Origin of the sequence: Demequina sp., assembly GCF_049841215.1 — a bacterium.
In the GTDB taxonomy this organism is placed as follows: Bacteria; Actinomycetota; Actinomycetes; order Actinomycetales; family Demequinaceae; genus Demequina.
Genome location: NZ_JASGEO010000021.1, coordinates 113,593 through 137,925, shown reverse-complemented (window position 1 = coordinate 137,925; position 24,333 = coordinate 113,593). Strand labels below are relative to the sequence as shown.

Sequence of the window (24,333 nt, the reverse complement as noted above, 5' to 3'; positions counted from 1 at the left end):
CTATGTCAGTGGTCGCGACTAGCGTCGTGGCCATAGGCACAGAGTGGCCTTAACTACAGGCGGCAGTGATGCCACGAACGATGGGATAGGACATGGCGAACGCGGCGGACCGCTCTAAGGCGCTTGAGGCGGCACTCGGTCAGATTGACAGGCAGTTCGGCAAAGGCTCGGTGATGCGCCTTGGCGAGCACGAGAGGGTCGCGGTTGAGGCGATCCCCACGGGCTCCGTTGCGCTGGACATCGCGCTCGGGATCGGTGGACTGCCTCGCGGCCGCATCATCGAGATCTACGGCCCCGAGTCCTCGGGAAAGACCACCGTTGCGCTGCACGCCGTCGCGAACGCGCAGAAGGCCGGCGGCACCGCGGCCTTTATCGACGCCGAGCACGCGCTGGATCCCGAATACGCGAAGAAGCTTGGCGTGGACACCGACAACCTCATCGTGTCGCAGCCAGACACCGGCGAGCAGGCGCTCGAGATTGCCGACATCCTCATCCGCTCCGGCGGTGTGGACATCCTCGTCATCGACTCCGTTGCGGCCCTGGTGCCCAAGGCGGAAATCGAGGGTGAGATGGGCGACAGCCACGTGGGCCTGCAGGCGCGCCTCATGTCGCAGGCGCTGCGCAAGATCACTGGCGCGCTCAACACCACGGGCACCACGGCCATCTTCATCAACCAGTTGCGCGAGAAGATCGGCGTGTTCTTTGGCTCGCCAGAGACCACCACGGGTGGCAAGGCGCTCAAGTTCTACGCCTCCGTTCGCCTCGACGTGCGCCGCATCGAGACCCTCAAGGAGGGCACCGAGCCCGTGGGTAACCGCACCCGCGTCAAGGTGGTCAAGAACAAGATGGCGCCACCCTTCAAGCAGGCTGAGTTCGACATCCTCTACGGCCAGGGCATCTCGAGCGAGGGCGGAATCATCGACCTAGGTGTCGAGACCGGCTTCGTCAAGAAGTCCGGCTCTTGGTACACGTACGAGGGCGATCAGCTGGGCCAGGGCAAGGAGAACGCGCGCCAGTTCCTCAAGGACAACCCGCAGCTCGCGCAAGAGATCGAGGCAAAGATCAAGGCCAAGCTTGGCATCGGCGCTGTCGCAGCGGGCGAAGAGTCGCAAGAGGTTCCCGAGGTGGACGACGTTGCTGCGTCGTCCAAAATGCGAGCGGCCATCGCCAAGGAAGACGCGCCCTTCTAGGAGCCGTGTCTGACATGACTCGCGCTCGGCGGGAGGACGCCCCCACGACACCGGCGGACCCCGCCGAGCGCGCGCGTGAGATCGCGCTTCGGTTGCTCACGCACTCCGCTCGCTCGTGCGCGCAGCTTCGCGAGAAGCTCATCGCGCGCGACGTGGCGCCGGAACTCGCCGACTCTCTCATCGCGCGGTACGTGGAGGTGGGGCTCCTTGACGACGCCGCGCTGGCCGCGCAGATAGCGCGCACCCGCCATGCGGAGCGCGGGCTGGCACCGCGAGCGATTCGGCTTGAGTTGCAGCGCAAGGGCTTCACGCAGGACGACATCGCGGCGGCCCTTGAGCCGATCCCGGATTCCATCGACGATCGCGCGCACGAGATCGCCTTCAAGCGCTGGGTGTCGCTGGCAGGCCTGGACGAAGAGAAGCGAACCCGCCGCGTGGTGGGCCTGTTGGCGCGCAAGGGATACTCGCCTTCGAGCGCTTTCGCAGTCGTGAAAGACTGGCAACGTGCCGATAAGGCAGGTGTCGACTAACTAGGCGAAGGAGCGCAGTGGAACCCGTTGCAGTGATCCTGCTGCTCCTTGGCGCGTCCTTGGTGGCTCTGCTCCTCGTCTTCTTTGCCCGGCGCGAGGCCCAAGCTGTGCGTCAAGCGGCTCGCGACGAGGTCGAGGGTCAACGCGAAGACGCGCGCGCCATGATGGCCGAGGCGCAACGGCGCGAGGAGCGTGTGGCGCTGCGCGAGAAGGAAACCGCCGCGGATCAGCGGGCCCACCAGCAGTACGCGCGGCAACTAGACGAGCGGGTGGCCGTGGTGTCCCGCGACGAGCGCCGGCTCGCGGATGAGAAGGCGTCGCTCGAGAAGGAACTCACCCGCCGAGTGGCTGAGGTTGCAGGGCTGTCCGCGGACGAGGCGCGAGCGGAGCTGACCGCGCGCTTGCGCGCGGAGGCGGAGGCGGACGCGGCCATCGAGCGCAGGCGCCTTGAGCGCTCCGTGCGGCGCGAAGTGGACGCGAGGGCTCGCGAGCTGCTTGTCGAGGCGATGCAACGTCAAGTGGGAGTCACCACGGCGCAGTCCTCCGTCACGTGGATCGACCTTCCGTCTGAAGAGATGAAGGGCCGGATCATCGGGCGTGAAGGGCGTAATATCCGTGCCTTCGAGGCGCTCACCGGTGTCAACGTGATCGTCGAGGAGGGAGTGGACGCCGTACAGCTCTCGTCATTCGACGTGGAGCGCCGCGAGGTTGCCGAGGTGACGCTGCGTGCCCTCGTGGAGGACGGGCGCATTCAGCCGCACCGCGTGGAACTCGAGTACGCGAAGGCGGTTGCTGGGGCACACCAGCGCCACATGGACGCAGGCTTGGACGCGCTGGAGGCGGTTGGCATTCGCGGAGTTGACCAAGAGGTCATCGAGACCCTTGGTCGGCTGCGTTTGCGAAGTTCGTATGGCCAGAACGTGCTCGCGCACTTGGTCGAGGCCGCTTCGGTGGCGGGCGCGCTTGCGGAGCTCGTGGGAGCAGACGTGGAGGTCGCCACCCGCGCGGCGTTCTTCCACGACATCGGCAAGGCGTTCACAGGGGAGCGGGAAGGCACCCACGCGGCGATCGGTGCCGAGCTGGCTCAGGCACACGGCGAAGAGCCAGCGGTGGTGCACGCGATCGCGGCTCACCACGACGAGGTCGCGCCCGCCACCGTCGAAGCCGTGATCGTGCAGCTCGCGGATGCGGTGTCCGCGGCGCGCCCCGGCGCGCGCCGCGAAGACCTCGACGGCTACCTCGAGCGCATGGAGTCTCTCGAAAAGTTCGTGGCGGAGCACACGGGCGTCACCAAGGCCCTCGCGATGTCAGCGGGCCGCGAGGTGCGCGTGGTCGTGGAGCCCGGCGAGGTGGACGACGCGGGTGCCCAGGACCTGGCGCGTACAATTGCCGAGCACATCAGCAAGGAATTCAACGTCCCCGGAGAGATCAAGGTGACCGTCATCCGCGAGCTTCGCGCGGAGGCCGTCGCTCACTAGTTCAATGACAACAACCCCCACCTACGTCGTGAAGACGCTCGGCTGTCAAATGAACGTCCACGACTCCGAGCGCATGGCAGGCCTTCTCGAAGGCGCCGGATTCACGGCCGCGCCCGCGGGAACCGAGATCGCGGACGTGGTTGTCATCAACACGTGTGCCGTGCGCGAGAACGCCGCCAACAAGCTCTACGGAAACCTGGGCCAGTTGGCCCACGCCAAGTCCGAGCGCCCCGGAATGCAGATCGCCGTTGGCGGCTGCCTCGCGCAGAAGGATCGCGGCGAGATCGTCGAGCGCGCTCCCTGGGTAGACGTGGTGTTCGGAACGCACAACATCGACGTGTTGCCCGTGCTGTTGGAGCGCGCCCGCCACAACGCAGAGGCGCAGGTGGAGATCGAGGAGTCCCTCAAGACCTTCCCGTCAACGCTACCCAGCCGCAGGGACGCCATCGCCTCCGGGTGGGTGTCCATTTCCGTGGGCTGCAACAACACGTGCACGTTCTGCATCGTTCCCTCGCTCAGGGGTAAGGAGCGCGATAGGAGGCCGGGAGAGATCCTCGCCGAAGCGTCGGCCCTTGTTGCGCAAGGCGCCGTGGAGATCACCCTGCTTGGCCAGAACGTCAACTCGTATGGCGTGGGCTTTGGTGACCGTGGCGCGTTCGCCAAGCTGCTGCGCGCGTGCGGCGAGATCGAGGGGCTCGAGCGAGTGCGCTTCACGTCCCCGCACCCGGCCGCGTTCACCGATGACGTCATCGCGGCGATGGCGGAGACCCCCAACGTCATGCCGAGCCTGCACATGCCGCTGCAGAGCGGCTCGGATGCGGTGCTCCGCGCGATGCGCCGCTCGTACCGCTCGGACAAGTTCCTTGGGATCTTGGAGCGGGTGCGCGCCGCGATGCCCCACGCGGCCATCACCACGGACATCATCGTTGGCTTCCCTGGGGAGACCGACGAGGACTTTGAGCAGACGCTGCGCGTGGTCGAGGAATCACGGTTTAGCAGCGCATTTACCTTCCAGTACAGCCCGCGGCCGGGAACGCCGGCGTTCGATCTCCCGGAGATCCCCAAGGACGTGATGGCCGAGCGGTACCAGCGCCTGCACGCTTTGCAAGAGCGCATTGGGCTCGCGGAAAACCAGCGGCTCGTGGGCAGCACCGTGGAGCTGCTGGTGCTGGATTCGCAGGGCAAGGATGTTGGTGGGCGCAAAGATGCGGCGCACTCTCGCTTGAGCGGCCGCGCGCCCGACAACCGTCTCGTTCACTTCAGTGTGCCTGACGCTGCGCCGACTCCGCGCCCCGGCGACCTTGTCACAGTGGACGTCACGTACGCAGCTCCGCACCACCTGGTGGCCGACGGCGCGCTTGCGGGGGGCACCTACTCGCTGCGCCGCACGCGCGCGGGCGATGTGTGGGATCAGGTGCGGGCAGGGGATCACAGTCACGGAAGTGGCGGGTGCGGCGACTCGTGTGGCACGGGCGGCAGCACCTCTGCCGGCGGTCCCGTGGGCCTTGGCATCCCTACGCTGCGCGTGTCGTGACGGCTAGCGCTCCCGCCGTCATCGCGATCGTCGGCGCCACGGCTGCTGGCAAGTCCGCGGTGGCGCTCGACCTCGCCGAGCGTCTCGACGCCGAGATCATCAACGCGGACTCGATGCAGTTCTACCGCGGCATGGACATTGGTACGGCCAAGCTTTCCGTGGGGGAGCGGCGCGGCGTCCCGCACCACCAGCTCGACACCCTCGACGTGCATGAGGACGCCACCGTGGCGCGCTATCAGGAGGGTGCGCGCGCGGACATCGACGCCATTCACGCTCGCGGGCGGCGGGCGATCGTGGTTGGGGGATCAGGGCTGTATATAAGGGCGCTCCTCGACGTCTTCGAGTTTCCGGGCACGGATCCCGCCGTGCGCGAGCGCTTGGAGGCGCGCGCGGCCGCCGAAGGCCCCGGCATCTTGCACCGCGAGCTCGCGGCGATCGCCCCGGAGGCCGCGGCGAAGATCCCCGTGCAGAACGTGAAGAGGCTGGTGCGGGCGCTCGAGGTGATCGAGCTCACGGGCACCCACGAGAGTTCGCTCCCCCGGCACACCTACGCGATCCCCGCGGTGCAGGTGGGACTGCAGATCGCGTACGAGGACCTCGACCCGCGCATCGAGGCGCGCGTGGACCACATGTGGGAGCAGGGACTCGTGGACGAGGTGCGAACCCTCGAGTCGGCGGGGCTGCGCGAAGGCGTCACGGCTCGCCGCGCCGTTGGCTACGCCGAGACCCTGCGCCATCTCGACGGCGAACTCACCGCGACAGAAACGCGCGATCTCATCAAGCAGCACACCCGCCGCCTCGCGCGAAAGCAAGCCCAATGGTTCCGGCCCGATCCCAGGGTGTCGTGGGTGGAGGCGCCAGCCACAGCGTCGGGCATCCCACAGGCGACCGACGCCGTGGTGGCTGAGCTCGCAAATGCCCACGTAATCTAGGTGCATGACCCAACTCGCCTTCACCAAGGGGCACGGCACCAAGAACGACTTTGTGCTGCTGTTCGACGAGCGCGGCGAGGTACCGCTCACGCCGGACGTGGTGCGGTTCTTGTGCGACAGGCGCGGGGGAATCGGCGGCGATGGCGTGATCCGCGCGGTGCGAGCAGGCTTCGTGACGGACGCGCGCGGGTTTGGCGCGGACACGTGGTTCATGGACTACTTCAACTCGGATGGTTCCACGTCAGAGATGTGCGGAAATGGCGCGCGCGTGTTTGGCGCGTTCCTTGAGCGTGAAGCGGGGCTGGACCTGCGGGGCGGGCTCACGTTTGGCACGCGTGGCGGCGCCAGGACAGTGACGTCACTCGGTGGCGGGCACTACGCCGTGGGGATGGGGGAGTTCCGGTTGGGGCGCGCGCCGGAGGGATTCGATTCCGAGGTTGCCGCACACGGCCTCGATGCGATCCGGCCCGCGCTGTCCGTGGATGTGGGGAACCCTCACCACGTGGTGGCGCTCGCCGATCCGCGCGAGCTCGCGGCGCTGGACCTATCCGTGGCACCAGCCGTCCATCCCACGCCACCGCAGGGATCCAACGTGGAGTTCGTGGTGACGCTTGGCGGCGAGGTGCGCGACGGTGTGGAGCGCGGGCGCATCCGCATGCGCGTGCACGAGCGCGGCTCCGGCGAAACGATGTCGTGTGGCACGGGCGCGTGCGCGGCGGCGCTCGCGGTGCGCTTCTGGGCCGGACCCGACGCGCCGGATGTGTGGGATGTCGAGGTTCCCGGCGGCCTCGTGACGGTGCGCGTCCGCGGCACCCACGTGACGCTCGAAGGCCCGGCGGAACTGGTCGCAAAGGGCACGGTCACGCTGCCGTAGCAAACGCCTCTCCACACAGCGCGAATGCCTCTCCACACACGTGGAGGTGTTGGAGCGTGATTCGGGGGTGATTTGTCCTACTAATCCCATTCAGGCGCGCGTCTTGTGTGGAGAGGCATTCGCGATGTGTAGACAGGTGATCAGGACGGGGCCGTGAGCCGCAGCACCCTGAAGCCCTTAGCGCTTGCAACCTTCTCAATCTGGCCCCAGCCCTGCTGCGCGATCCATGCGGCAAGCGAGTCGGCGCCTAGGTTGCGCTGCACCACGAGCCACGCCTCGCCGCCGGGGTTCAGCCGGGGAAGCCACTCTCCCAAGAGCGAGTGCAGTGCCGCCTTGCCGATACGGATGGGGGGATTGGACCAGATGGTGTCAAACGTTGCGTTAGCAGGGACGACGCTGGGCAGGCTTACGTTCACTCTGTCACCAACGCCTGCGGTCGCCGCATTGCGGCGGGCCAGGTCAAGGGCGCGCTCATTCACGTCGATGGCGGTGACTGTCACGGACGGCGAGGCCAGCGCGGCAGCGATCGAGATGGGCCCCCACCCGCACCCGATGTCCAACACGGCGCCGCGCGGCTCCGGCACGGTGCGAAGCAGCACCTGTGTACCGAGGTCCACGTGGTCGGGGGAGAAGATGCCTGGGGCCACCTCGAGCGAGAGGTCGTGGCCCGCCAGGCGCACCGCGATGCGCCGCCCCTCATCCGCGGAGGCGGGCTTGGCGCTGAAGTAGTGATCGTCGCTCACGCCACGAGCGTAGCTGTGGACAGTGGGGATGCCTGTCTCACCCGGGTGAGACAATGGAGGGTCATGTCAGAACCACTACTCGACGACGAGAACTCGCCAAGCAGGGCCGACGCTGTGCTTGAGCGGGTGCTTTCGCGCGCCGGTACGGCGGTGGCTGAGGGGGCAACCCAGCGCACCGAGTATGACGGCGACCAGTTGGAGCGCGAGGAACGCGCCGCTCTGCGACGCGTCCGCGGGCTCTCCACCGAGCTCGAGGACGTCTCAGAGGTCGAGTACCGCCAGCTGCGCCTCGAAAAGGTGGTGCTGGTTGGTCAGTACTCGCACGGCAAAGCGGAGGACGCGGAGATTTCTCTGCGCGAGCTTGCCGCCCTCGCGGAGACGGCCGGCTCCGAGGTTCTTGACGGCGTGTTGCAGCGCCGCCCGCACCCGGACCCCGCCACCTACATCGGCAAGGGCAAAGCTGGAGAGGTCAAAGAGATCGTCGCCGCGGTTGGCGCGGACACGGTCATCGTCAATGACGACCTCGCACCAAGCCAGCGCCGCGCGCTCGAGGACGTGGTCAAGGTCAAGGTCATCGACCGCACGGCGCTCATCCTGGATATCTTCGCCCAGCACGCCAAGTCCAAAGAGGGCAAGGCGCAAGTGGAACTGGCCCAACTCGAGTACCTGCTCCCGCGTCTTCGCGGTTGGGGTGAGTCGATGTCCCGCCAGGCCGGTGGCCAGGTGGGTGGCGCCGCCGCAGGTATGGGATCGCGCGGCCCCGGCGAGACCAAGATCGAGCTTGACCGCCGTCGCATCCGCAACCGCATGGCGCAGCTGCGCCGCGAGATCAGAGGCATGGCGCCCGCCCGTGCGGTGCGCCGCGACAAGCGTCTTGGCATGCCCAATGTCGCGATCGTCGGCTACACCAACGCCGGCAAGTCCTCGCTGCTGAACCGCATTACTGGCGCGGGCGTGCTGGTAGAGAACGCGCTGTTCGCCACCCTGGATCCCACCGTGCGGCGCTCGCAAACGCCAGACGGTCGCGAGTTCACCGTTAGCGACACCGTGGGGTTCGTCAAGGACCTCCCGCATCAGTTAGTTGCGGCCTTCGCGTCCACGCTCGAGGAAGTGGCCAACGCCGACCTCGTGCTCCACGTGGTCGACGCTAGCCACCCCGATCCGGAGGGCCAGATCCGCGCCGTGCGCGAGGTTCTGGCCGATGTACCAGGGGCGTCGCAAGTTCCCGAGGTGCTCGTGCTCAACAAGGCAGACATCGCTGAACACGACGTCTTGCTGCGCCTGCGCGGCCGCCCGGAGCCCACCATCGAGGTCTCCGCGCTCACGGGCGAGGGCATGAGCGAGCTCATGGACCTCGTGGCGCAGAAGCTGCCGCGACCAGAGGTGCGCGTTGACCTCACCCTTCCGTACACGCGGGGCGACCTCGTGGCGGAGGCCCACTCCAAGGGCGAAGTGCTCTCAGAAAAGCACGGGCCAGAGGGCTACGAACTCGCGGCCCTGGTCAGCGAGGCACTCGCCGCGCGCATGAACGAGGCCGCCCAGCGCTCTCTCAAAGACGAGCACTCACCCCGCCGTGACTGACGACCTCACGCCGCAGCGCGTCGAGGAGCTCCTGCGCACAGCCGTAGAGAGCCTTGGCGGCGAGACCCGCGAGGGCCAGCAGCACATGGCCGCCGCGGTGGCCAACGCCCTCAACGACGGAGAGCACGCGCTGATCCAGGCAGGCACGGGCACGGGAAAGTCCCTGGGCTACCTGGTCCCCGCCGTGGCCCACGCGGCCGCCACCGACGAGCGCATCGTCATCTCCACGGCCACCCTCGCCCTTCAGCGCCAGATCTACACCAAGGATCTGCCTTTGGTGCTTGACGCTCTTCAGGCCGAGATTGGAGCCCGCCCCGCCGTCGGGCTGTTCAAGGGCCGTTCCAACTACCTGTGCGTGCACAAGATGGACGGCGGCTACCCGCCAGAGGACGACACCCTGCCTCTCAACCTGGGCCCGACGAGCGAACTGGGCAAGCAGGTGGCGCGGCTGCACGAATGGGCGGCAGAAACCGAGAGCGGCGACCGCGATGACCTCATTCCGGGCGTGCCGGGCCGCGCGTGGGCGCAGGTCTCGGTGAGCGGCCGCGAGTGCCTCGAGAGCCGCTGCCCGGCGCTCGAGCGGTGCTTCGCCCAGCGCGCGCGCGACGAGGCCGCAGTCGCCAACATCGTGGTCACCAACCACGCGGTGCTCGGCGTGCAAGCCACCAGCCACGACATGATCGGCGAGCACCAGGTGCTGATCGTGGATGAGGCGCATGAGCTGGTGCAGCGCATCACGTCCTCCGCGACGCACGAGCTCACCGTGCTGGGTGTGGATAGGGCCGCGCGCAACGCCCGCCGGGTTGGCATCGCCACGGACAAGTTGGACAGGGCGGCTCGCTCGCTTGATTCGGCGCTGGGGGAGGCTCGGGTTGGGCGCGTGCGTGGTGAACTGCCCGACGCTGTGGCAGATGCGCTGGAAACGGTCCGTTCTGCGACGCGCGAGATTTTGACGGGCGTGGGCAAGATCGGCGCCGACAAGGACATGCAGGGTCCGCAGAAGCTCGCGACGGCCTCGCTCACCGAGGTGTTCGACGTGTGCGAGGAGCTGCTGGGTACGTCCGGTCGTTACGTGATCTGGTTTGCGCCGCGCGACGGCGACTACGGCTCCAACGTGGCCGAGCGCATCGTCGCTGCGCCGCTGAACGTGGCCGCGACCATTCACGACAAGCTGCTCGCGGACAGGGCGTCGGTGATGACGTCCGCGACGCTGGCCCTTGGCGGAACGTTTGACGCGATCGCGCGCCACTTGGGAGTCGAGGATCCCGTCACCCTCGATGCCGGAAGCCCCTTCGCGTACGAACGCCAGGGGATGCTCTACGTGGCCTCGCACCTGCCGCGCCCCGGAACGGGCGGGATTGGTGACGAGGCGCTGGATGAACTGGCGGCGCTCATCGAGGCGGCCGGCGGGCGAACGCTGGGATTGTTCTCCTCTCACAAGGCCGCGGTCACCGCGGCCGAGGCGATCCGCGAACGGCTAGATGTGCCGGTGCTGTACCAACTGGATGACCAACTGCCCACGCTCATGAAGGAGTTCGCGGCGGATCCGCGCGCATGCCTCTTTGGCTCCACCGCGTTGTGGCAAGGCATCGATGTACCAGGGGCAACGAGCTCGCTCGTGGTCATTGATCGCATCCCGTTCCCCCGGCCAGACGATCCCATCACGCAGGCCCGCACCGAGGCGATCGAGGAGCACGGCGGCAATGGCTTCATGGCGATCAGTGCCACGCATGCGGCGTTGCTGCTGGCACAGGGTGCTGGGCGACTGATTCGTTCGGTGAACGACCGCGGGGTGGTCGCGGTTCTTGACCCGCGGCTCGCGACCGCCCGGTATGGTGGCTTCCTGGCGCGATCGATGCCGCCGCTGTGGCCCACTACCGACCGCGAGGTCGTGCTTGCGGCGCTGCGCCGCCTGGACGCCGAAGCGTCGTCCGCCGCATAGGCTAGGCCCACTATGTTTCGCCTGAGGAGGCCCAAGATGACCGAGGTGTCCGACGAGTTTGCGCGCGGCCAGCAGGCGGAGCGTGAGCGCTTCGCCGAGTACCTCGAGCACTTTGAGAAGGGCTCGCGAGATCTCGCCGAGAAGGCGGACTCGGACGAGTCGCGGGTCTACCAGACCACGATTGCCAATGCGATGCAGGCGATGCGCCAGGCGATCACGGGCGGCTTCCACTGGCAGGACGGCTGGCGCAAGTAGGGCCTGCCTGCGTGTGGGCCCGTCATCCTGCGGCCACATGGGTCGTCATCCTGCCGCCGCGAAGCGGATCGCAGCACCGAGCGTCCTATGGGTGCATGAGGTCCGGCTGCTAGAGGTTCGTGATCCCTGCGGGTGCCTCACGTCTGGAACTACCTTAACGTCGGCGAGCGAACCTCAGCGCCCTATAGGGCGCCCAGTCACACAGCGAGCTGGCGCCTGAGCGCCTAGATCTTCCGCAGCACGGACACGACCTTGCCCATGATGCGGGCGTGCGTACCGTCGATGGGGGTGTACGCAGGGTTGTGCGGCATGAGCCACACCTGACCGTCCTTGTTGCGGAAGGTCTTGACGGTCGCCTCATCGTCGAGCAGCGCGGCCACGATGTCGCCGCTCTCGGCGGTGTTCTGGCGCCGCACCACCACAAAGTCGCCGTCGCAGATGGCGGCGTCGATCATCGAGTCGCCGGAAACGGTGAGCATGAATAGTTCGCCCTGGCCCGTGAGCTGGCGGGGGAGCGTGACCACGTCCTCCACGGACTGCTCGGCCAGGATGGGGCCACCGGCGGCGATGCGCCCAACGAGCGGCACATCCACACTTGCCTCTGAACGGCCCGACGCTGCGGCTGGGATCTCCTGCACGGCCGGCTGGGCGGGTGTCTCGCCCGGCAGCACCACCTCGATGGCGCGTGGGCGGTGGGGGTCGCGGCGCAGGTAGCCCTTCGACTCGAGCGCAGAGAGCTGGTGAGTGACGGAGGAGGTGGAGGTGAGACCCACCTTCTCGCCGATTTCGCGCATCGACGGCGGGTAGCCGCGATCGGTCACCGAGGCGCGGATGGTCTCCAGGATGAGGCGCTGGCGCTCGGTGAGCGCTTCGCCGCTATCGACGTCGGGGAACTCGTGGATCGTGCCACCGGTGTCGCTCATCTCGGACTCCTCAACTTTCGTTCTCACCGACGGGGGCCATGTCAGACCCCTCTGGTGTCCTTACGACATGACGGTAGGGCAAACGCGAGGCCAAATCAAACATGTGTTCGATTTTTCCTTGCGCGTGTCGCACCCACATGCTAGAAATAGAACAGATGTTCGAACGAACAAGTGTTCGAACAGAACGGAGTGGTGAATCATGGCGATCTACGCACCTAGCGCCCCGGTCTTTGTGGCCCGTCGCGCTCGTACCCGCAAGGTTGTGCTCTTCATCATGTTCATCACCGCCGCGGCGGTGTTTGGGCCCAAGGCCTTCGCCACCGACGCGAGTGCCGCCCCCGTGCAACTCGACACCTACACGGTTGGCTCCGGAGAAACGCTGTGGTCGATCGCCGCGGACCTGACACCAGAGGGCAGGGACGTACGCGACACCATGGCGGACATCAAGGCCGTCAACGCGATGTCCGGTGGCCAGTTGCAGGCGGGCGAGCAGATCCTGATCCCGCAGTCGTAGGCGTCGCGGATTGTCAACTACCGCGTCAGAGCCTGTGCGGGCGGGGCGCGGGGGCTCTGGCTGATCGTCGACGGTTTATTGCGACGCGGTGTAAGTGGTGTTAATGTCCGAACTGTACGTAACTCGGAGATAGGGGTGGTTCGATTGAAGGATTCTCGAGGTGGGTTTCGCACTATTCTGGTGGGAGTTACTACTCTCGCGCTTGCGTTCGGCACAGCAGTTGCTGCTTACGCGGCGACAGATAGCGGCGTACAGACAAAGAGTTGCGCATCTGGCTACTGGGGAAAGTTGACGGTGCGTCAAACTGGGGCAAGCGCTACTTTCGCGCCGGGTGACTATTCTTCTTATCGGCAGTACAACCCCGATATAGCGGGCTACCACATGGTGTATGACAACGCTACCTACAGTGGTGGCGGCCAATGGCGAGTTGTTTCAAACGCCGGTGACAATTACACCAGCGCGACTGCAACCTGCGTGAATTACGGCTAGTGCTCGCGCGGCGCTGGTTCGTCGCCGTCTTGGCGACCGTCACCATGATTGCCGGATGTCAAAGCGGGGTGAGCGGGAGCGCGTCCCCGTCCCAGAACTGGGGCCCTGACAGTTACGACAACTATCAGGAGAGTTACGCGGATTGGGCCGCGAAGTATGTGGTGTGCGCTCGAGAGTTCGGTGCGGCAGCGATCCTTCATCCAGACGGGACGATCACTGATGCTGTGGCGGAAGGTAGGCCCACCAAGGAATTGCTTGACGCTGACTGCATCGCTGAGGTTGGTTCACCCCCCGAGGCGCCTGGCCTAACCCCGGAGTTTCTCAGCGGCTTGTATGTGTTGTTCGTAGAAGAAGCAAAGTGTTTGCGCGAGCATGGGTACACGATCTCTGAAGCTCCGTCGCAGGAGGACTGGGTTGAGAACTACGGGGCGGCTTCATGGGACCCCTTAGTAGACGTTGACCACGCTGGGCTAGACGTGAGCGCTGCCGACGCCAAGTGCCCGCAGCCAGATCGAGCGTTGGCGTGGCGAATCGGATACTCGCAGCCCTAGCGAAGCTCTGCTGTGGGAGTGAAGCACCACGTAGAGGGCTAGATCACCGATAAGTTAGGTCCAGGGAGGTGAGGTTCCGATGGAACTAGAGCAACCGCGTCGGAAGTGGATTCCCGTTGCAGCCTGGTCCCTCGCCGTCATTGTCGCTGCGGGAGCGGGCTGGTGGGCCGCAACCGTCGCCACACGGCCACCTGCAGTAACTACTCCAGAGACAACCACGACAACGGTGGAGGTGGTGTCAGGAACGGTTGAGGTGGTCCAGGAATACGGCATTGACGTTTCGTGGCCAGCCGCGCCACTCGGTGTCAACGGCTACTCGGGCACACTCACGGAGTTGGGCGTCGACGCCGGTGGTTCCACGCTCGCCGCCGGGGACGTCGCCTACTCGGTCGACCTTCACCCGGCGGTCGTCGCCGTCGGATCCACTCCCGCATTTCGCTCAATGAGCACGGGCGACAAGGGCGCAGACGTCAAGCAGCTCCAACAGTTCCTCAAGGACGAGGGTTTTGATCCCGGCAGCGTTAACAGTTCTTTCGGGAAGGCGACCGCCGACGCAGTCAATAGGTGGTCGGCGACGCTGGGTGAACCTAAGAACGGTACCGTCCCCCTTGGTCGCTTGGTTTTTGTGCCGTCCTTACCCTCGCAGTTGGCGCCCGCAACCGACGTCCGGGTGGGCCTCCGAGTGGAGCCAGGGGCCGAGCTCCTCGTGGGTCCAAGCGGTGAGCCGCAGTTCAGCTTCCGCGTCCTGCCAGAGGACGTGGCCCGGACCACCGAGGGCATGCGGGTCACCGTCACTGCAGGTTCGAGCACGTGGGAGGCAGAGGTCTCAAGCCTTGCCGCGGACCCCGACACCGGCACCACGATCGCGCTCCTGCGGCCGGCGAACGGAGCCGAATCGATCTGCGGAGATGACTGTGCCACGGCCGTTGCTGTGGGTGGAAAGACAGTTCTGCCAGGCACGCTCATCATTACGCCGGAGACGTCTGGGTCTCAGGTGCCGACCACCGCGATCGGTGCGGACTCTGCAGGAGCGACCTTCGTTATTCTCGAAAGCGGCATGCGTCAGCCCGTGGCAATTGAAGCCTCCTCAGACGGCGCGAGCATTGTTACGGGTGTCGAGGTGGGCGACCGTGTCCTGGTCACCGTGGCCGCGTCCGGGAACTGACATGCTGCTCACGGTCACCGACCTCGAGCACCGCTACAAGGGCGCCCCAGAGCCGGTGTTCGCGGGTCTCGAGCAGTCGTTCGAGCCAGGCACGCTGACCGCCGTTACCGGTCCGTCTGGTTGCGGCAAGTCAACTCTTCTCTACGTGCTGGCACTCATGCTCGCTCCCTCAGCCGGCTCGGTGAGGTGGGATGGTGTCGATGTTCATGCCCTTGCCGACGCAGACAGAGCACGCCTGCGTGCGGGACACGTGGGCTTCGTGTTCCAAGACGCGGTACTGGATCTGTCGCGGACTGCTGAGGACAATGTGCTCGAGGCGGCGTGGTTTGCGGGGATCGATCCCGACGAAGCGCGCTCCAGCGCGCGTGAGCTCATGGAGAGGTTCGGCGTGGGTGACCGCGCCGATCACCGGCCGGGCGAGGTGTCGGGAGGACAAGCTCAGCGCATCGCACTGTGCCGAGCACTCGTCAAGGCGCCATCAATCGTCTTCGCCGATGAGCCAAGTGGAAACCTCGACGCCGTGTCTGCAGACGTCGTGTGGGATGCGCTCGCGGAGGCCGCCGCGTCGGGCGCCACGGTCATAGTCGCGACCCACGACGATGCGCGAGCCGCCACCGCCGGTGCGCGCCTGAGGCTCGAACCATGACCAAGCGACTGCCTGCCCGGTTTCTCCTCATCGACGCCGCGCATCGGCTCCGGTCTCCGCTCACGCCCACGCTGGTGTCCATCCTCATCCTCGCTGGGGCGACCATCGCGGTGTTCGCCACCACGGGTATCGCGCTGGCAAGCCAGCAGGCGACGATCGAACGTATCAACTCGCCCGAAGGGCGCCTCATCACCGTGTCCGACGTTGAGGGAAAGGCGGGCCTCTCTTCAGAATCCATCCCGGTCATTGCCAGCATCAGCGGCGTCGAGTGGACATTTGCTGTGGGGCCCGCGCTCGACGTGAGGGCCGCAGCCATTCCCGGGGGGGCAACCGCAGCGGCTCGCTATGCGTATGGCTCCTTGCCGCCCGTGTTGATGGACACAACTGCGACAGAGTCGCTGGCTCCTGGCATGGCGCTGGCCGGTCCTGGCGTCGCGACAAAGCTGGGACTGACCGACGGGGTCGGGACTGTCTCCACCGCAGGCCGCTCAGGGACCGTTGTGGGGCAGTACGAGGCTAGCGCGCCGCTGGGCGACCTCAACTACAACGTGCTGATAGAACCGATCAAAGCCGGAAGGGTCCTCACTCTTTGGGTCGAAGTGGACGACGTCGCGCAACTTCCCGCGGTGACCGACGCCGTCCGTGCGGCCGTCATTGCGCACAACCCAGGAGCGCTCAGCGTAAAGACCAACAGCGAACTTGCGGAGCTCTCCTCGGACATTTCGGCCGGCCTTGCCCGCAGTGCCGTGTTGACCGTCTCCGCGTTGCTCGCGACGGTGTTTGTGCTCGTGGGGGCGGTGGAGTACGCGCGCGTAAGCGGTTCGACGCGTGACATCGGCAGGCGGCGCGCGCTCGGAGCCACCCGGAGCGTGATCGTGCTTCAGGTCATATCGGCTGCGGGGCTCAGCGCGGTCGCGGGGGTTGTCATCGGGCTGGCCGCAGGCGTGGTCGTGACCGCCGTTGCGGCTGGCGCCCTCCCAAGTTGGGAGTTCGCTCTCGCGGTTGTGACGTTGATGTTCATCGCCGCGTTGGCAGGCGCAGTGCCTCCGGCGATTCGCGCAGCGAGGCTCGATCCAGTGAAGGTTCTCAGGGTGCCCTGATGTTGGAATCCTCCAACTAACACGCCTGGTCCTGGGCGTGCCAGAGTAGGGGCATGCATTGTCCTTTCTGCAGGCACGCTGACACGCGCGTAGTGGATTCGCGCACCGCGGACGACGGTTCATCGATCCGTCGTCGCCGCGAGTGCCCGGAGTGCGGCCGCCGCTTCACCACCGTGGAGACGGCGAGCCTCACGGTGCTCAAGCGTTCAGGCGTGTCCGAGCCATTCAGCCGCGAGAAGGTCGTATCCGGCGTGAAGAAGGCCTGCCAGGGACGGCCCGTCTCTGATGATGATCTCGCGGTCCTTGCGCAGAAGGTCGAGGAGACCGTTCGCGCCAACGGTCAAGCGGAGATCAATGCGCTCGACATCGGCCTCGCGATCCTCGCGCCTCTGCGCGAGCTCGATGAGATCGCCTACTTGCGGTTCGCGTCCGTCTACCGGGCGTTCGATTCTCTCGAGGACTTCGAGTCCGAGATCACGCGACTGCGCGAAGAGGACGCCGCGAACGGCGTCAGCGCTGGCGAGGCTTCGGCTTCCTCGAGTTAGGGCGCGCAGGTTTCTTGCCGCGCGGCTGTCCCTGCCCGCTCCTGGCCCTCTGCTCGGAACCCTTGGACTCGCGCTGCTCTAGTTGACGCTCGCGCTCGGCCAACGCCTGCTCGCGGGCCACGATCTCGCGCTCTCGCTTGGAGAGTTGATGCATGAGGTCGTCGGCATCGTCGTCGGCCCGACGCTGTGGTCGCCCAGCCTGCTTCCGCCCGCCTTGCTGCCGTCGCCCGCGCGGTTCCCACCGGTCCTCGCGAGCAGACCTCGGTGGCCGGGGCGCGGAAACGGGCACGCCGGACGGCTCCGAGGCGCCGGTCAGGCGATCTACCAGCGCCAACGACTCAGCATCATCACCGTGGATCTTGCGGAACTTCGGTTCGATGCCGGCTCCTTCAAACATCCGGTCCGTCTGCTTGCGCTGATGCGGAAGCACCATCGTCACGATTAGCCCCGACTCGCCAGCGCGGGCCGTGCGGCCCGCGCGGTGCGTGTAGTCCTTGGGGTCTACGGGCGGATCGATCTGCAGCACCAGGTCCACGTGATCCACGTGGATGCCGCGAGCGGCCACGTCGGTGGCGACGAGCACGGGAATCTGTCCGGCCCGGAAGCCCGTGATCGCGGCGGTGCGCTCTGCCTGCGGCTTGTCGCCATGGAGCGCCACGGCGAGCACCCCGGCAGCGCGCATCTGCTCGGCGATGCGCTCGCATGCAAGCTTGGTCCGCACAAAGGCGATCGTCCGCCCCGGCCGGTTCGCGATGCGCGTAGCCAGCTGATACTTCAGGTGTGGCGGCACGTTCAGTCCCACGTGCTCCATATGCGCCGGCGCCTCGCCAGCGGTCACATCGTGCAACACAGGCGAGCGCATCCAAGCAGAGATGAGCGTCTCCACGTCACCATCAAGCGTCGCGGAGAACAGCAGCCGCTGCCCATCGCGCGGGGTGGCGCGCAACAGCTCGGTGATCTCATCCATGAAGCCCATTTGGGCCATGTGGTCTGCCTCGTCCAGCACCGTGATCTTCACGGAGCCCAGGTTGGCGTGCCCTCGCCGCGCTAGATCGGCCAAGCGCCCGGGGGTCGCCACCACCAGGTGCACACCACGCTCAAGCGCCTGAATCTGCTTGGACATCGACAGCCCACCCGCAACCAGCCGCAGCGACACGCCAAGCGCGTGCGCGTACGGTTCCAGCGCGTCGTTGACCTGCATCGCGAGCTCCCGCGTGGGAACTAGGGCTATGGCAAGGGGACGCCGGGGGGAAGCCTCCCCAGCGTCGGCCAGGCGCGCAAGAGTAGGAAGCCCAAAGGCGAGCGTCTTTCCCGAGCCCGTGCGGGCCTTGCCCAAGACATCAAGCCCAGCCAGGGCGTCGGCGATGGTCGCGGCCTGAATGGGGAAGGCGTCAACGAGCCCAAAGCGGGTGAGCGCCGCGACGAGCGGCGTGGGTAACCCCAGCTCGTCGAAGCGGGCGGGCGAATCGCCTATGACAGCACTCGCAAGCGCACGGTCTCCGGCATGTCGCGCAGCGCCTCGACGGCGTCGCGCGTCAGCCCAGACGCAATGTCGGAGACCACGTAGCCCAACTCGCCGCGAGTGGCGAGCTGCTGGCCATCGATGTTGACGCCGTGCTCGGCGAAGACGCGGTTCACGGTCGCGAGCACGCCGGGCACGTTGGTGTGCAGGTGCGCCACGCGGTGCGATCCGGAGGCAGCGTCGGCCGCGAGGTTCGGCAGGTTCACGGACAGGCCCGTGGAGCCGTTGTTGACGTAGTCGCGAAGACGCGTGGCCACGAAGATGCCGATGTCGCGCTGCGCCTCTTCGGTGGAGCCGCCGATGTGGGGCGTGAGGATCGTGTTGGGCAGGTTCTGCAGCGCCGAGACGAAGGGGTCACCCTTCTTCTTTGGCTCCTCGGGGAAGACGTCGATGGCGCAGCCGCCGATCGCGCCGGAGAGCAGCCCCTCGCGTAGCGAGTCCACGTCCACGATGAACCCGCGCGAAAGGTTGAGGAACAGCGCGCCAGGCTTCATCGACTTGAACTGGTGCTCGCCAAAGAAGCCCGAGTTACCAGGGCGTCCATCCACGTGAAGGGTCACGATGTCGGCTTCGGCGAGCAGCTCGTCGAGCGTGTTCTTCTTGGTGGCGTTGCCCAGCGCGAGCTTCTCTGCGGCGTCATAGAAGATGACGTTCATGCCCAGCGCCTCGGCGATAACGGACAGCTGCGAGCCGATGTTGCCGTAGCCCACGATGCCGAGCGTGCGGCCGCGAATCTCGTGCGCGCCCTCCGCCGACTTGTTCCAGATTCCCTGGTGCATCGACTTGTTCGCGTCCGGCAGGCGGCGGGTCAGGGAGATCATCTCGGAGACCGCCATCTCCACGACCGAGCGCGTGTTGGAGAACGGCGCGTTGAACGCGGCCACGCCAAGGCGCGCGGCGGCGGCCAGGTCAATCTGGTTGGTGCCGATCGAGAACGCGCCAACGGCGATGAGGGAGGGGGAGTTGGTCAGGACATGCTCGGTGACCTGCGTCTTGGAGCGGATGCCCAGCAGCTCAACGCCCTCGAGGGCGGCAATGAGCTCGTCCTCGTCCATGGCGCCAACGTGGTTTTCAACCTCGATGCCGGCGTCCTCGAGGATCTCGGTGGCGCGTGGGGACAGGTTCTCAAGAAGGAGTGCTCGCACGGGCGTTATTGTTCCGCACCCGTAGCGGTTTCCCAAATGGCCCGACGCTGGGGCTGGGTTGGGTGGCCCAGCTAGGCGATGCCCGCAGGCAGTTCTTGCGAGTGCACCAATACCAACCGATACGTGGGCCGCGTCATCGCGACGTACAGATCCCCGGGGCGCGTAGCGATCTGCGCCGGCTCCACCACGAACACGCGGTCAAACTCGAGTCCCTTGGACTCGCGGGCATCGATCACGGTCACATCCGCGCCGCCCAGGGCCTCGGCAATAGCGGGGTGCAACGCCGCATCCGCGATGACGGCCACGAGGCCGCCGCCCGTCGAGGCGAGCTTGGATGCCTCTGCCCGCGCCATCTCGCCCGCGCGAGCGGCAGGGTTGGCATCGCGCACCACCACAACGGCGTCGTCCACCTCGCGCGCCGCGCTCAGATCCGAGACCGGTAGCCCGTGCGCGGCCGCGAACGACTGCGCCGCTCGCGCCACTGCGGCGGGGATGCGGTAAGAGATCGTGAGCTCGCGCAGGTTCCACGACTGCCCAAACAGCGGGTCCATCGTCTCCGGCCACCAGCGCGTGCCTGCGGGGGCGGCCACCTGAGCCACATCACCAACGATGGTGAATGACCTGGTAGGGCACCTACGCAGCAGCATGCGCCACGCCATGGGGGAGAGCTCTTGGGCCTCGTCTACCACCACGTGACCGTAGGTCCACGTGCGGTCCGCCCATGCGCGCTCGGCCACGGACAGTCGGGACACGCCTCCCTGCATGCGCCGGGCAAGAGTCTCGGCGTCCACCTTGATCATGGTGTGCGCGCCAAAGCTGTCGATGACCTGCTTGGCGTAGTCCAGCTCTTCCTTGGTGGGCTTGGCCGGGCGGGCGGGGCCGCCGCCTGGCATGTCGCCCAACAGCTCTGCGGCCTCGTCCAACAGCGGCACATCCGCATCGGTGAACGGCGCGTCAGCGGGCCGTAGCAGCAGCCGACGCTCCTCAACAGACAGCGCCTTGGTAGCGTTCCCCAGCAGGTGCGGCTTCGAGAACAGATCCCGCAACAGGGTCTCTGCGGTCACGGGCAGCCAGCACAGGTTGATCGCGATGCGGATGTTCCGCTCCTCGCGGATGTCCCTCTCCAGCTCGCGGCGATCGTCAGCGTCGATGCTCTCGCCAAGCTGCTCCGCCAACTGCGCGGTGAGGCGAGAAATCATCTCCTTCGCGAAGACCTGGCGAGCCTCGTTGTGAGGGCGACCATCCCGTCGGGCACGTGCCTGGGCCTCGCGAACGTCATGGCGACGCAGCACCACAACCCGGCCGTCGATCCTGAATTCTTGATCCGCGCGCGGCACCCGCTGGCGCTCGCGCACGGCGGCGCGCACAACGTCGGCCATCGCAAGGCGCCCCTTGAGCTCGGCAACATCATCGCGCTCGAGTGCGGACGTGTCCACGCCCTTGACGAGCCCGCCAAGCGTGGTGGACACCGCGCCCGTCTCGCCGAGCGACGGCAGCACGTGGTCGATGTACCTCAAGAAGGACTGCGAGGGGCCAATCAGCAGCACGCCGCGGCTCTCCAGCAGATCCCGGTGGTGGTAGAGGAGGAACGCCGCGCGGTGGAGGGCCACCGCGGTCTTGCCCGTCCCCGGGCCGCCCTGAACCACCAAGGCGCCCGTCATGGGTGCGCGAATGACAGCATCCTGCTCGGCCTGAATGGTGGCGACGATGTCACCCATGCGGCCCGTGCGGCGGGCGCCAAGCGCGGCGAGCAGCGCGCCTTCGCCCGCGAGCGTCTCGCCAAGACCAGAGGCTTCCAGCGCCTCAACGTCCAGCACGTCATCTTCAACGGCCGTTACAACGCGGCCCTGCGTAGTGAGGTGGCGGCGCTTGATCACGCCAGAGGGGTTGGCGGCGGTGGCCGAGTAGAACGCCCGCGCGGCGGGGGCGCGCCAGTCCGTGAGCAGGGGAGCGTGGTCGGCATCGGACAGGCCGATTCGGCCTACATAAAGGGTGTCGCCCGCCACGAGGTCGAGGCGGCCAAAGCACAACCGGTCTTCCACGGCGTCGAGCTGGGCGATGCGGTCCTCATACAGCGTGGCGAACGCATCGCGCTCGGAGCGGTTCTGGGGTGAGCCGGAAGGGCCCTCGCGGCGGATCTCCGCGAGCCGGCCGCCCGCCTCATCCCGGAGCGTGTCGAGGCGTGCGTAGAGCACGTCGACAACGGCCTGCTCTGCCTCGAGCCCCGTGTGCTGCGCCGTGGCGCCGCGATCGTCCTGCATGTACCCATCCCTACTGCGCTGCCCCGGCACTCCCCGCGCCGAAAAGACAGTCATCCATTATCGCAGTACCCGAGGCCCCGCGTACACCACCTGGCCAACCGCCCATGTTCGCGGCGCGCGAGAACTTACGGCAGCGTCGGGCCGGCGTGACAGACTGGACGGCATGGCCAAGCTTGTGACGTGGAATCCCGACGGCGTGGCTCAGTGGGCGGCTGAGGCACCTACCGAGGGCGCCGTTTTGGTGCACTCGCTGCGCGGCTTTCTTGACGCGGGGAAGGCCGGCGCGATCGTCGCCGAGCACCTGCGCACGTTCGAGACGATCAACCTCGCCACCTTCGACATCGACGCGCTGCTGGACTACCGCAGCCGCCGTCCGGAGATGACGTTCTCTGTGAACGAGTGGACGGGCTATGACGAGCCGTATTTGGACCTCGACATGGTGCGCGACGGCTCCGGCACGCCGTTCTTGCTGCTGCACGGCTTTGAGCCCGACGTGAAGTGGGAGCGCTACATTCGCGCCGTCCGCGAGATCGTGGACCGCCTTGGGGTTGGCCTCACGCTCGGCACCCACGGCATCCCCATGGCGTCACCGCACACGCGCCCCATTTCCACCACCGTGCACGGCACGCGGCAGGATCTCATGCCCGATGCTCCCAGCCTGTTTGGCACCGTTACCGTGCCCGCGTCCGCGCAGAACCTCATGGAGTACCGCTTTGGGCAGTGGGGCCTCGCCGCCATCAACGTGGCGGTGCACGTTCCGCATTACCTTGCGCAGTCCGCGTACCCGCAGGCCGCGCAGCGCGCCATCAAGGGGCTCGAGGACATCTCCGGCCTGGAGCTCAAGCCGGCGGAGCTGGATGAAGCAGCCGCGCGCGCTCAAGAAGAGATCGACCGCCAGATGAGCGAATCCGAGGAGATTCAGGCACTCGTTGGCGTGCTCGAGGAGCAATACGACGCGTTTGTGCAGTCACGCGGCGAGGGCATCCCGGTGGAGGGTGGCCTGCCCTCCGCAGACGAACTTGGCGCCGAGTTCGAGAAGTTCCTTGCACAGCAACGGTGGGATCAGCCACCAAACGCCTAACTTGTGCCACACTTGTACCTGGTTGAACGTAGTGTGCAAGAACCGGTCTGTGCGACCTGGGACGCGGCATTGCTGAAACGGGCACTCACGCAGTGTGGGCGCTTCCCGTCGCGGGCAGTACAGATTAAGGAAAGTTCATGGCACAGGGTTCTGTGAAGTGGTTCAACGCTGAGAAGGGCTACGGCTTCATTGCTCAGGACGGCGGCGGCGCCGACGTCTTCGTCCACTACTCGGCGATTCAGTCCGACGGTTACAAGTCCCTCGAAGAGGCGCAGCGCGTCGAGTTCGAGGTGACGCAGGGTCCCAAGGGTCCCCAGGCCGAGTCGGTTCGCGTTCTCTAGGTCTCACAGACTTCGCAACGGCCGTTCCTCCTTCGGGAGGGGCGGCCGTTGTTGTGTCTGGGCCGCAGCACTCTTCGGCGCTCGTCCACACAATTTGGGTCCAGCGCCGCTGTGCGTTTCACATCGTGCCTGGTAGATGGGTTTTGCCTTTGCTTGACCATGCGGATTGTGTGGAGGAGTGCTGCGGCTAGGCCCAGTTTGGGTCCACTCCCGTGGGCAACGGGGCCGACGCTGCGTACCGCGACAGCGCTTGGGACAGGTTCTCGTCTCGTTCAGTTCTTGCGACGAGCACGACGTTCCCGCGCCGCTTGCGCTTGAGCACCGCGTGCTCGCCGATCGCGGCGACCTGCGCGAATGCGTCGCGTGCGTCGCGCGCCTCCGAGATACCGGAGCCGGGAGCAACCGCAACATTGGCCACCACGAGCCCTCCGGCCCGCACCACTCGGGCGGCGTGCGACCACCACTCCGCGCTGGCCAGGTGGGCAGGGACCGAGTCCCCTGAGAAGGCGTCTCGAACCACCAGATCGAGGCTCGCGTCCTGGCGCTCGGTGACCGCCTCCAAGCCATCCTGTGCCCGCACCCGGAGGCGAGGCGCTCGCGGAAGATCCCACCAGATCCGGGCAAGCTCAGCGAGCGTCGTGTCAATGTCAACGGCGATGTGCCGCGACGCTGGGTGAGCGGCGGCGAGGTGCCGGGGGAGCGTGCACGCCGCGGCGCCAATATGCAGGGCCAACCAGGCGTGATCCGGGCGATCGGCATCCCACGCGGCAATGGCGGCGGCCTCGTGCCGCATGTACTCAAAGTCCAAATGAAGGTCCGCGCGCAGGGTGGACGAGGGGACGCCATTGACGTAGACGGTGACCGAGCCGTCGGCCTCGTCGCGCAGTTCTGCGAAGCCCGTGGAGATGGGGATCTGGACGCCGCGGGGGACGTCGGCTGCGAGCGCGCTGGCGCGAGGGGAACGGCTGCGGGCTGCCACCCGTTGACCATA

The 24,333-nt window shown here is 66.7% G+C and carries 23 protein-coding genes; 17 read left to right on the top strand and 6 right to left on the bottom strand.

Translation table 11 applies throughout. The features are described from left to right. Positions 1–92: 92 nt before the first annotated feature. From recA to dapF, 6 genes are read left to right on the top strand one after another with little or no spacing between them, the layout of a single operon-like run. Entirely contained in the window at positions 93–1,190 is a 1,098-nt protein-coding gene (gene recA, locus QM618_RS10780; protein ID WP_428098613.1) for a recombinase RecA, read from the top strand. A 14-nt stretch (positions 1,191–1,204) separates the two neighbouring features. Continuing rightward, positions 1,205–1,720, top strand: coding sequence for a regulatory protein RecX (locus QM618_RS10775; protein ID WP_428098749.1), 516 nt, complete (start codon positions 1,205–1,207; stop codon positions 1,718–1,720). A gap of 17 nt (positions 1,721–1,737) precedes the next feature. Then, positions 1,738–3,198 (top strand): ribonuclease Y, encoded by a 1,461-nt coding sequence (rny, locus tag QM618_RS10770; protein ID WP_428098607.1) that lies wholly within the window; start codon positions 1,738–1,740, stop codon positions 3,196–3,198. A gap of 4 nt (positions 3,199–3,202) precedes the next feature. Beyond that, positions 3,203–4,732, top strand: a complete 1,530-nt coding sequence (gene miaB, locus QM618_RS10765; RefSeq protein WP_428098602.1) for a tRNA (N6-isopentenyl adenosine(37)-C2)-methylthiotransferase MiaB — start codon at positions 3,203–3,205, stop codon at positions 4,730–4,732. Further along, a complete protein-coding gene (gene miaA, locus QM618_RS10760) occupies positions 4,729–5,664 on the top strand; it encodes a tRNA (adenosine(37)-N6)-dimethylallyltransferase MiaA (protein ID WP_428098596.1) in 936 nt (311 codons plus the stop codon). Before miaB ends, miaA begins: the two co-directional genes overlap by 4 nt. 4 nt (positions 5,665–5,668) lie before the next feature. Then, a complete protein-coding gene (gene dapF / locus QM618_RS10755; RefSeq protein ID WP_428098592.1) occupies positions 5,669–6,538 on the top strand; it encodes a diaminopimelate epimerase in 870 nt (289 codons plus the stop codon). A 140-nt stretch (positions 6,539–6,678) separates the two neighbouring features. Here dapF and QM618_RS10750 read toward each other — a convergent pair whose 3' ends face one another. Next, on the bottom strand, positions 6,679–7,281 hold the full coding sequence (locus tag QM618_RS10750) for a class I SAM-dependent methyltransferase (RefSeq protein ID WP_428098588.1): 603 nt from the start codon (positions 7,279–7,281) through the stop codon (positions 6,679–6,681). A gap of 63 nt (positions 7,282–7,344) precedes the next feature. Here QM618_RS10750 and hflX point away from each other — a divergent pair, with 63 nt between their 5' ends. From hflX to QM618_RS10735, 3 genes are read left to right on the top strand one after another with little or no spacing between them, the layout of a single operon-like run. Next, positions 7,345–8,862, top strand: a complete 1,518-nt coding sequence (gene hflX, locus QM618_RS10745; RefSeq protein WP_428098585.1) for a GTPase HflX — start codon at positions 7,345–7,347, stop codon at positions 8,860–8,862. After that, on the top strand, positions 8,855–10,804 hold the full coding sequence (locus QM618_RS10740) for an ATP-dependent DNA helicase (RefSeq protein WP_428098581.1): 1,950 nt from the start codon (positions 8,855–8,857) through the stop codon (positions 10,802–10,804). The genes hflX and QM618_RS10740 overlap by 8 nt, the downstream gene beginning before the upstream one ends. 36 nt (positions 10,805–10,840) lie before the next feature. Beyond that, positions 10,841–11,059, top strand: coding sequence for a hypothetical protein (locus QM618_RS10735; RefSeq protein ID WP_428098575.1), 219 nt, complete (start codon positions 10,841–10,843; stop codon positions 11,057–11,059). Between the two features lie 224 nt (positions 11,060–11,283). Here the strand turns inward: QM618_RS10735 and lexA are convergent, their stop codons facing one another. Beyond that, complete coding sequence (gene lexA, locus QM618_RS10730; protein ID WP_428098572.1) at positions 11,284–11,982, bottom strand: transcriptional repressor LexA; 699 nt, start codon at positions 11,980–11,982, stop codon at positions 11,284–11,286. Between the two features lie 199 nt (positions 11,983–12,181). Here lexA and QM618_RS10725 point away from each other — a divergent pair, with 199 nt between their 5' ends. The 6 genes from QM618_RS10725 to nrdR all read left to right on the top strand — a co-directional run bounded on the left by QM618_RS10725 (position 12,182) and on the right by nrdR (position 16,992). After that, positions 12,182–12,496 (top strand): LysM peptidoglycan-binding domain-containing protein, encoded by a 315-nt coding sequence (locus QM618_RS10725; protein WP_428098567.1) that lies wholly within the window; start codon positions 12,182–12,184, stop codon positions 12,494–12,496. 488 nt (positions 12,497–12,984) lie between these two features. Further along, positions 12,985–13,536, top strand: coding sequence for a hypothetical protein (locus QM618_RS10720; RefSeq protein WP_428098564.1), 552 nt, complete (start codon positions 12,985–12,987; stop codon positions 13,534–13,536). 79 nt (positions 13,537–13,615) lie between these two features. Further along, the gene (locus QM618_RS10715; RefSeq protein WP_428098562.1) at positions 13,616–14,701 is read left to right on the top strand and encodes a peptidoglycan-binding protein; all 1,086 of its coding nucleotides are present in this window, start codon (positions 13,616–13,618) and stop codon (positions 14,699–14,701) included. Next, a complete protein-coding gene (locus tag QM618_RS10710; RefSeq protein ID WP_428098559.1) occupies positions 14,667–15,347 on the top strand; it encodes an ABC transporter ATP-binding protein in 681 nt (226 codons plus the stop codon). Before QM618_RS10715 ends, QM618_RS10710 begins: the two co-directional genes overlap by 35 nt. Further along, complete coding sequence (locus QM618_RS10705) at positions 15,344–16,447, top strand: ABC transporter permease (RefSeq protein ID WP_428098556.1); 1,104 nt, start codon at positions 15,344–15,346, stop codon at positions 16,445–16,447. Before QM618_RS10710 ends, QM618_RS10705 begins: the two co-directional genes overlap by 4 nt. Before the next feature lie 53 nt (positions 16,448–16,500). Then, positions 16,501–16,992 (top strand): transcriptional regulator NrdR, encoded by a 492-nt coding sequence (gene nrdR / locus QM618_RS10700; protein WP_428098552.1) that lies wholly within the window; start codon positions 16,501–16,503, stop codon positions 16,990–16,992. Here the strand turns inward: nrdR and QM618_RS10695 are convergent. The 3 genes from QM618_RS10695 to QM618_RS10685 all read right to left on the bottom strand — a co-directional run bounded on the left by QM618_RS10695 (position 16,958) and on the right by QM618_RS10685 (position 21,920). Continuing rightward, a complete protein-coding gene (locus QM618_RS10695; RefSeq protein ID WP_428098744.1) occupies positions 16,958–18,373 on the bottom strand; it encodes a DEAD/DEAH box helicase in 1,416 nt (471 codons plus the stop codon). The two genes, nrdR and QM618_RS10695, sit on opposite strands and share 35 nt — an antisense overlap. A gap of 89 nt (positions 18,374–18,462) precedes the next feature. Then, positions 18,463–19,659 (bottom strand): phosphoglycerate dehydrogenase, encoded by a 1,197-nt coding sequence (gene serA, locus QM618_RS10690; RefSeq protein WP_428098548.1) that lies wholly within the window; start codon positions 19,657–19,659, stop codon positions 18,463–18,465. A 71-nt stretch (positions 19,660–19,730) separates the two neighbouring features. After that, a complete protein-coding gene (locus tag QM618_RS10685) occupies positions 19,731–21,920 on the bottom strand; it encodes a HelD family protein (protein WP_428098545.1) in 2,190 nt (729 codons plus the stop codon). A 163-nt stretch (positions 21,921–22,083) separates the two neighbouring features. On the opposite strand from QM618_RS10685, the gene QM618_RS10680 reads away from it, so the two are divergent. After that, positions 22,084–23,001: a proteasome assembly chaperone family protein gene (locus QM618_RS10680; RefSeq protein WP_428098540.1), complete on the top strand. Its 918-nt coding sequence runs from the start codon at positions 22,084–22,086 to the stop codon at positions 22,999–23,001. A gap of 137 nt (positions 23,002–23,138) precedes the next feature. Then, positions 23,139–23,342: a cold-shock protein gene (locus QM618_RS10675; protein ID WP_428098537.1), complete on the top strand. Its 204-nt coding sequence runs from the start codon at positions 23,139–23,141 to the stop codon at positions 23,340–23,342. Between the two features lie 187 nt (positions 23,343–23,529). Here the strand turns inward: QM618_RS10675 and QM618_RS10670 are convergent, their stop codons facing one another. Beyond that, on the bottom strand, positions 23,530–24,321 hold the full coding sequence (locus tag QM618_RS10670) for a spermidine synthase (protein ID WP_428098533.1): 792 nt from the start codon (positions 24,319–24,321) through the stop codon (positions 23,530–23,532). Positions 24,322–24,333: the final 12 nt, after the last annotated feature.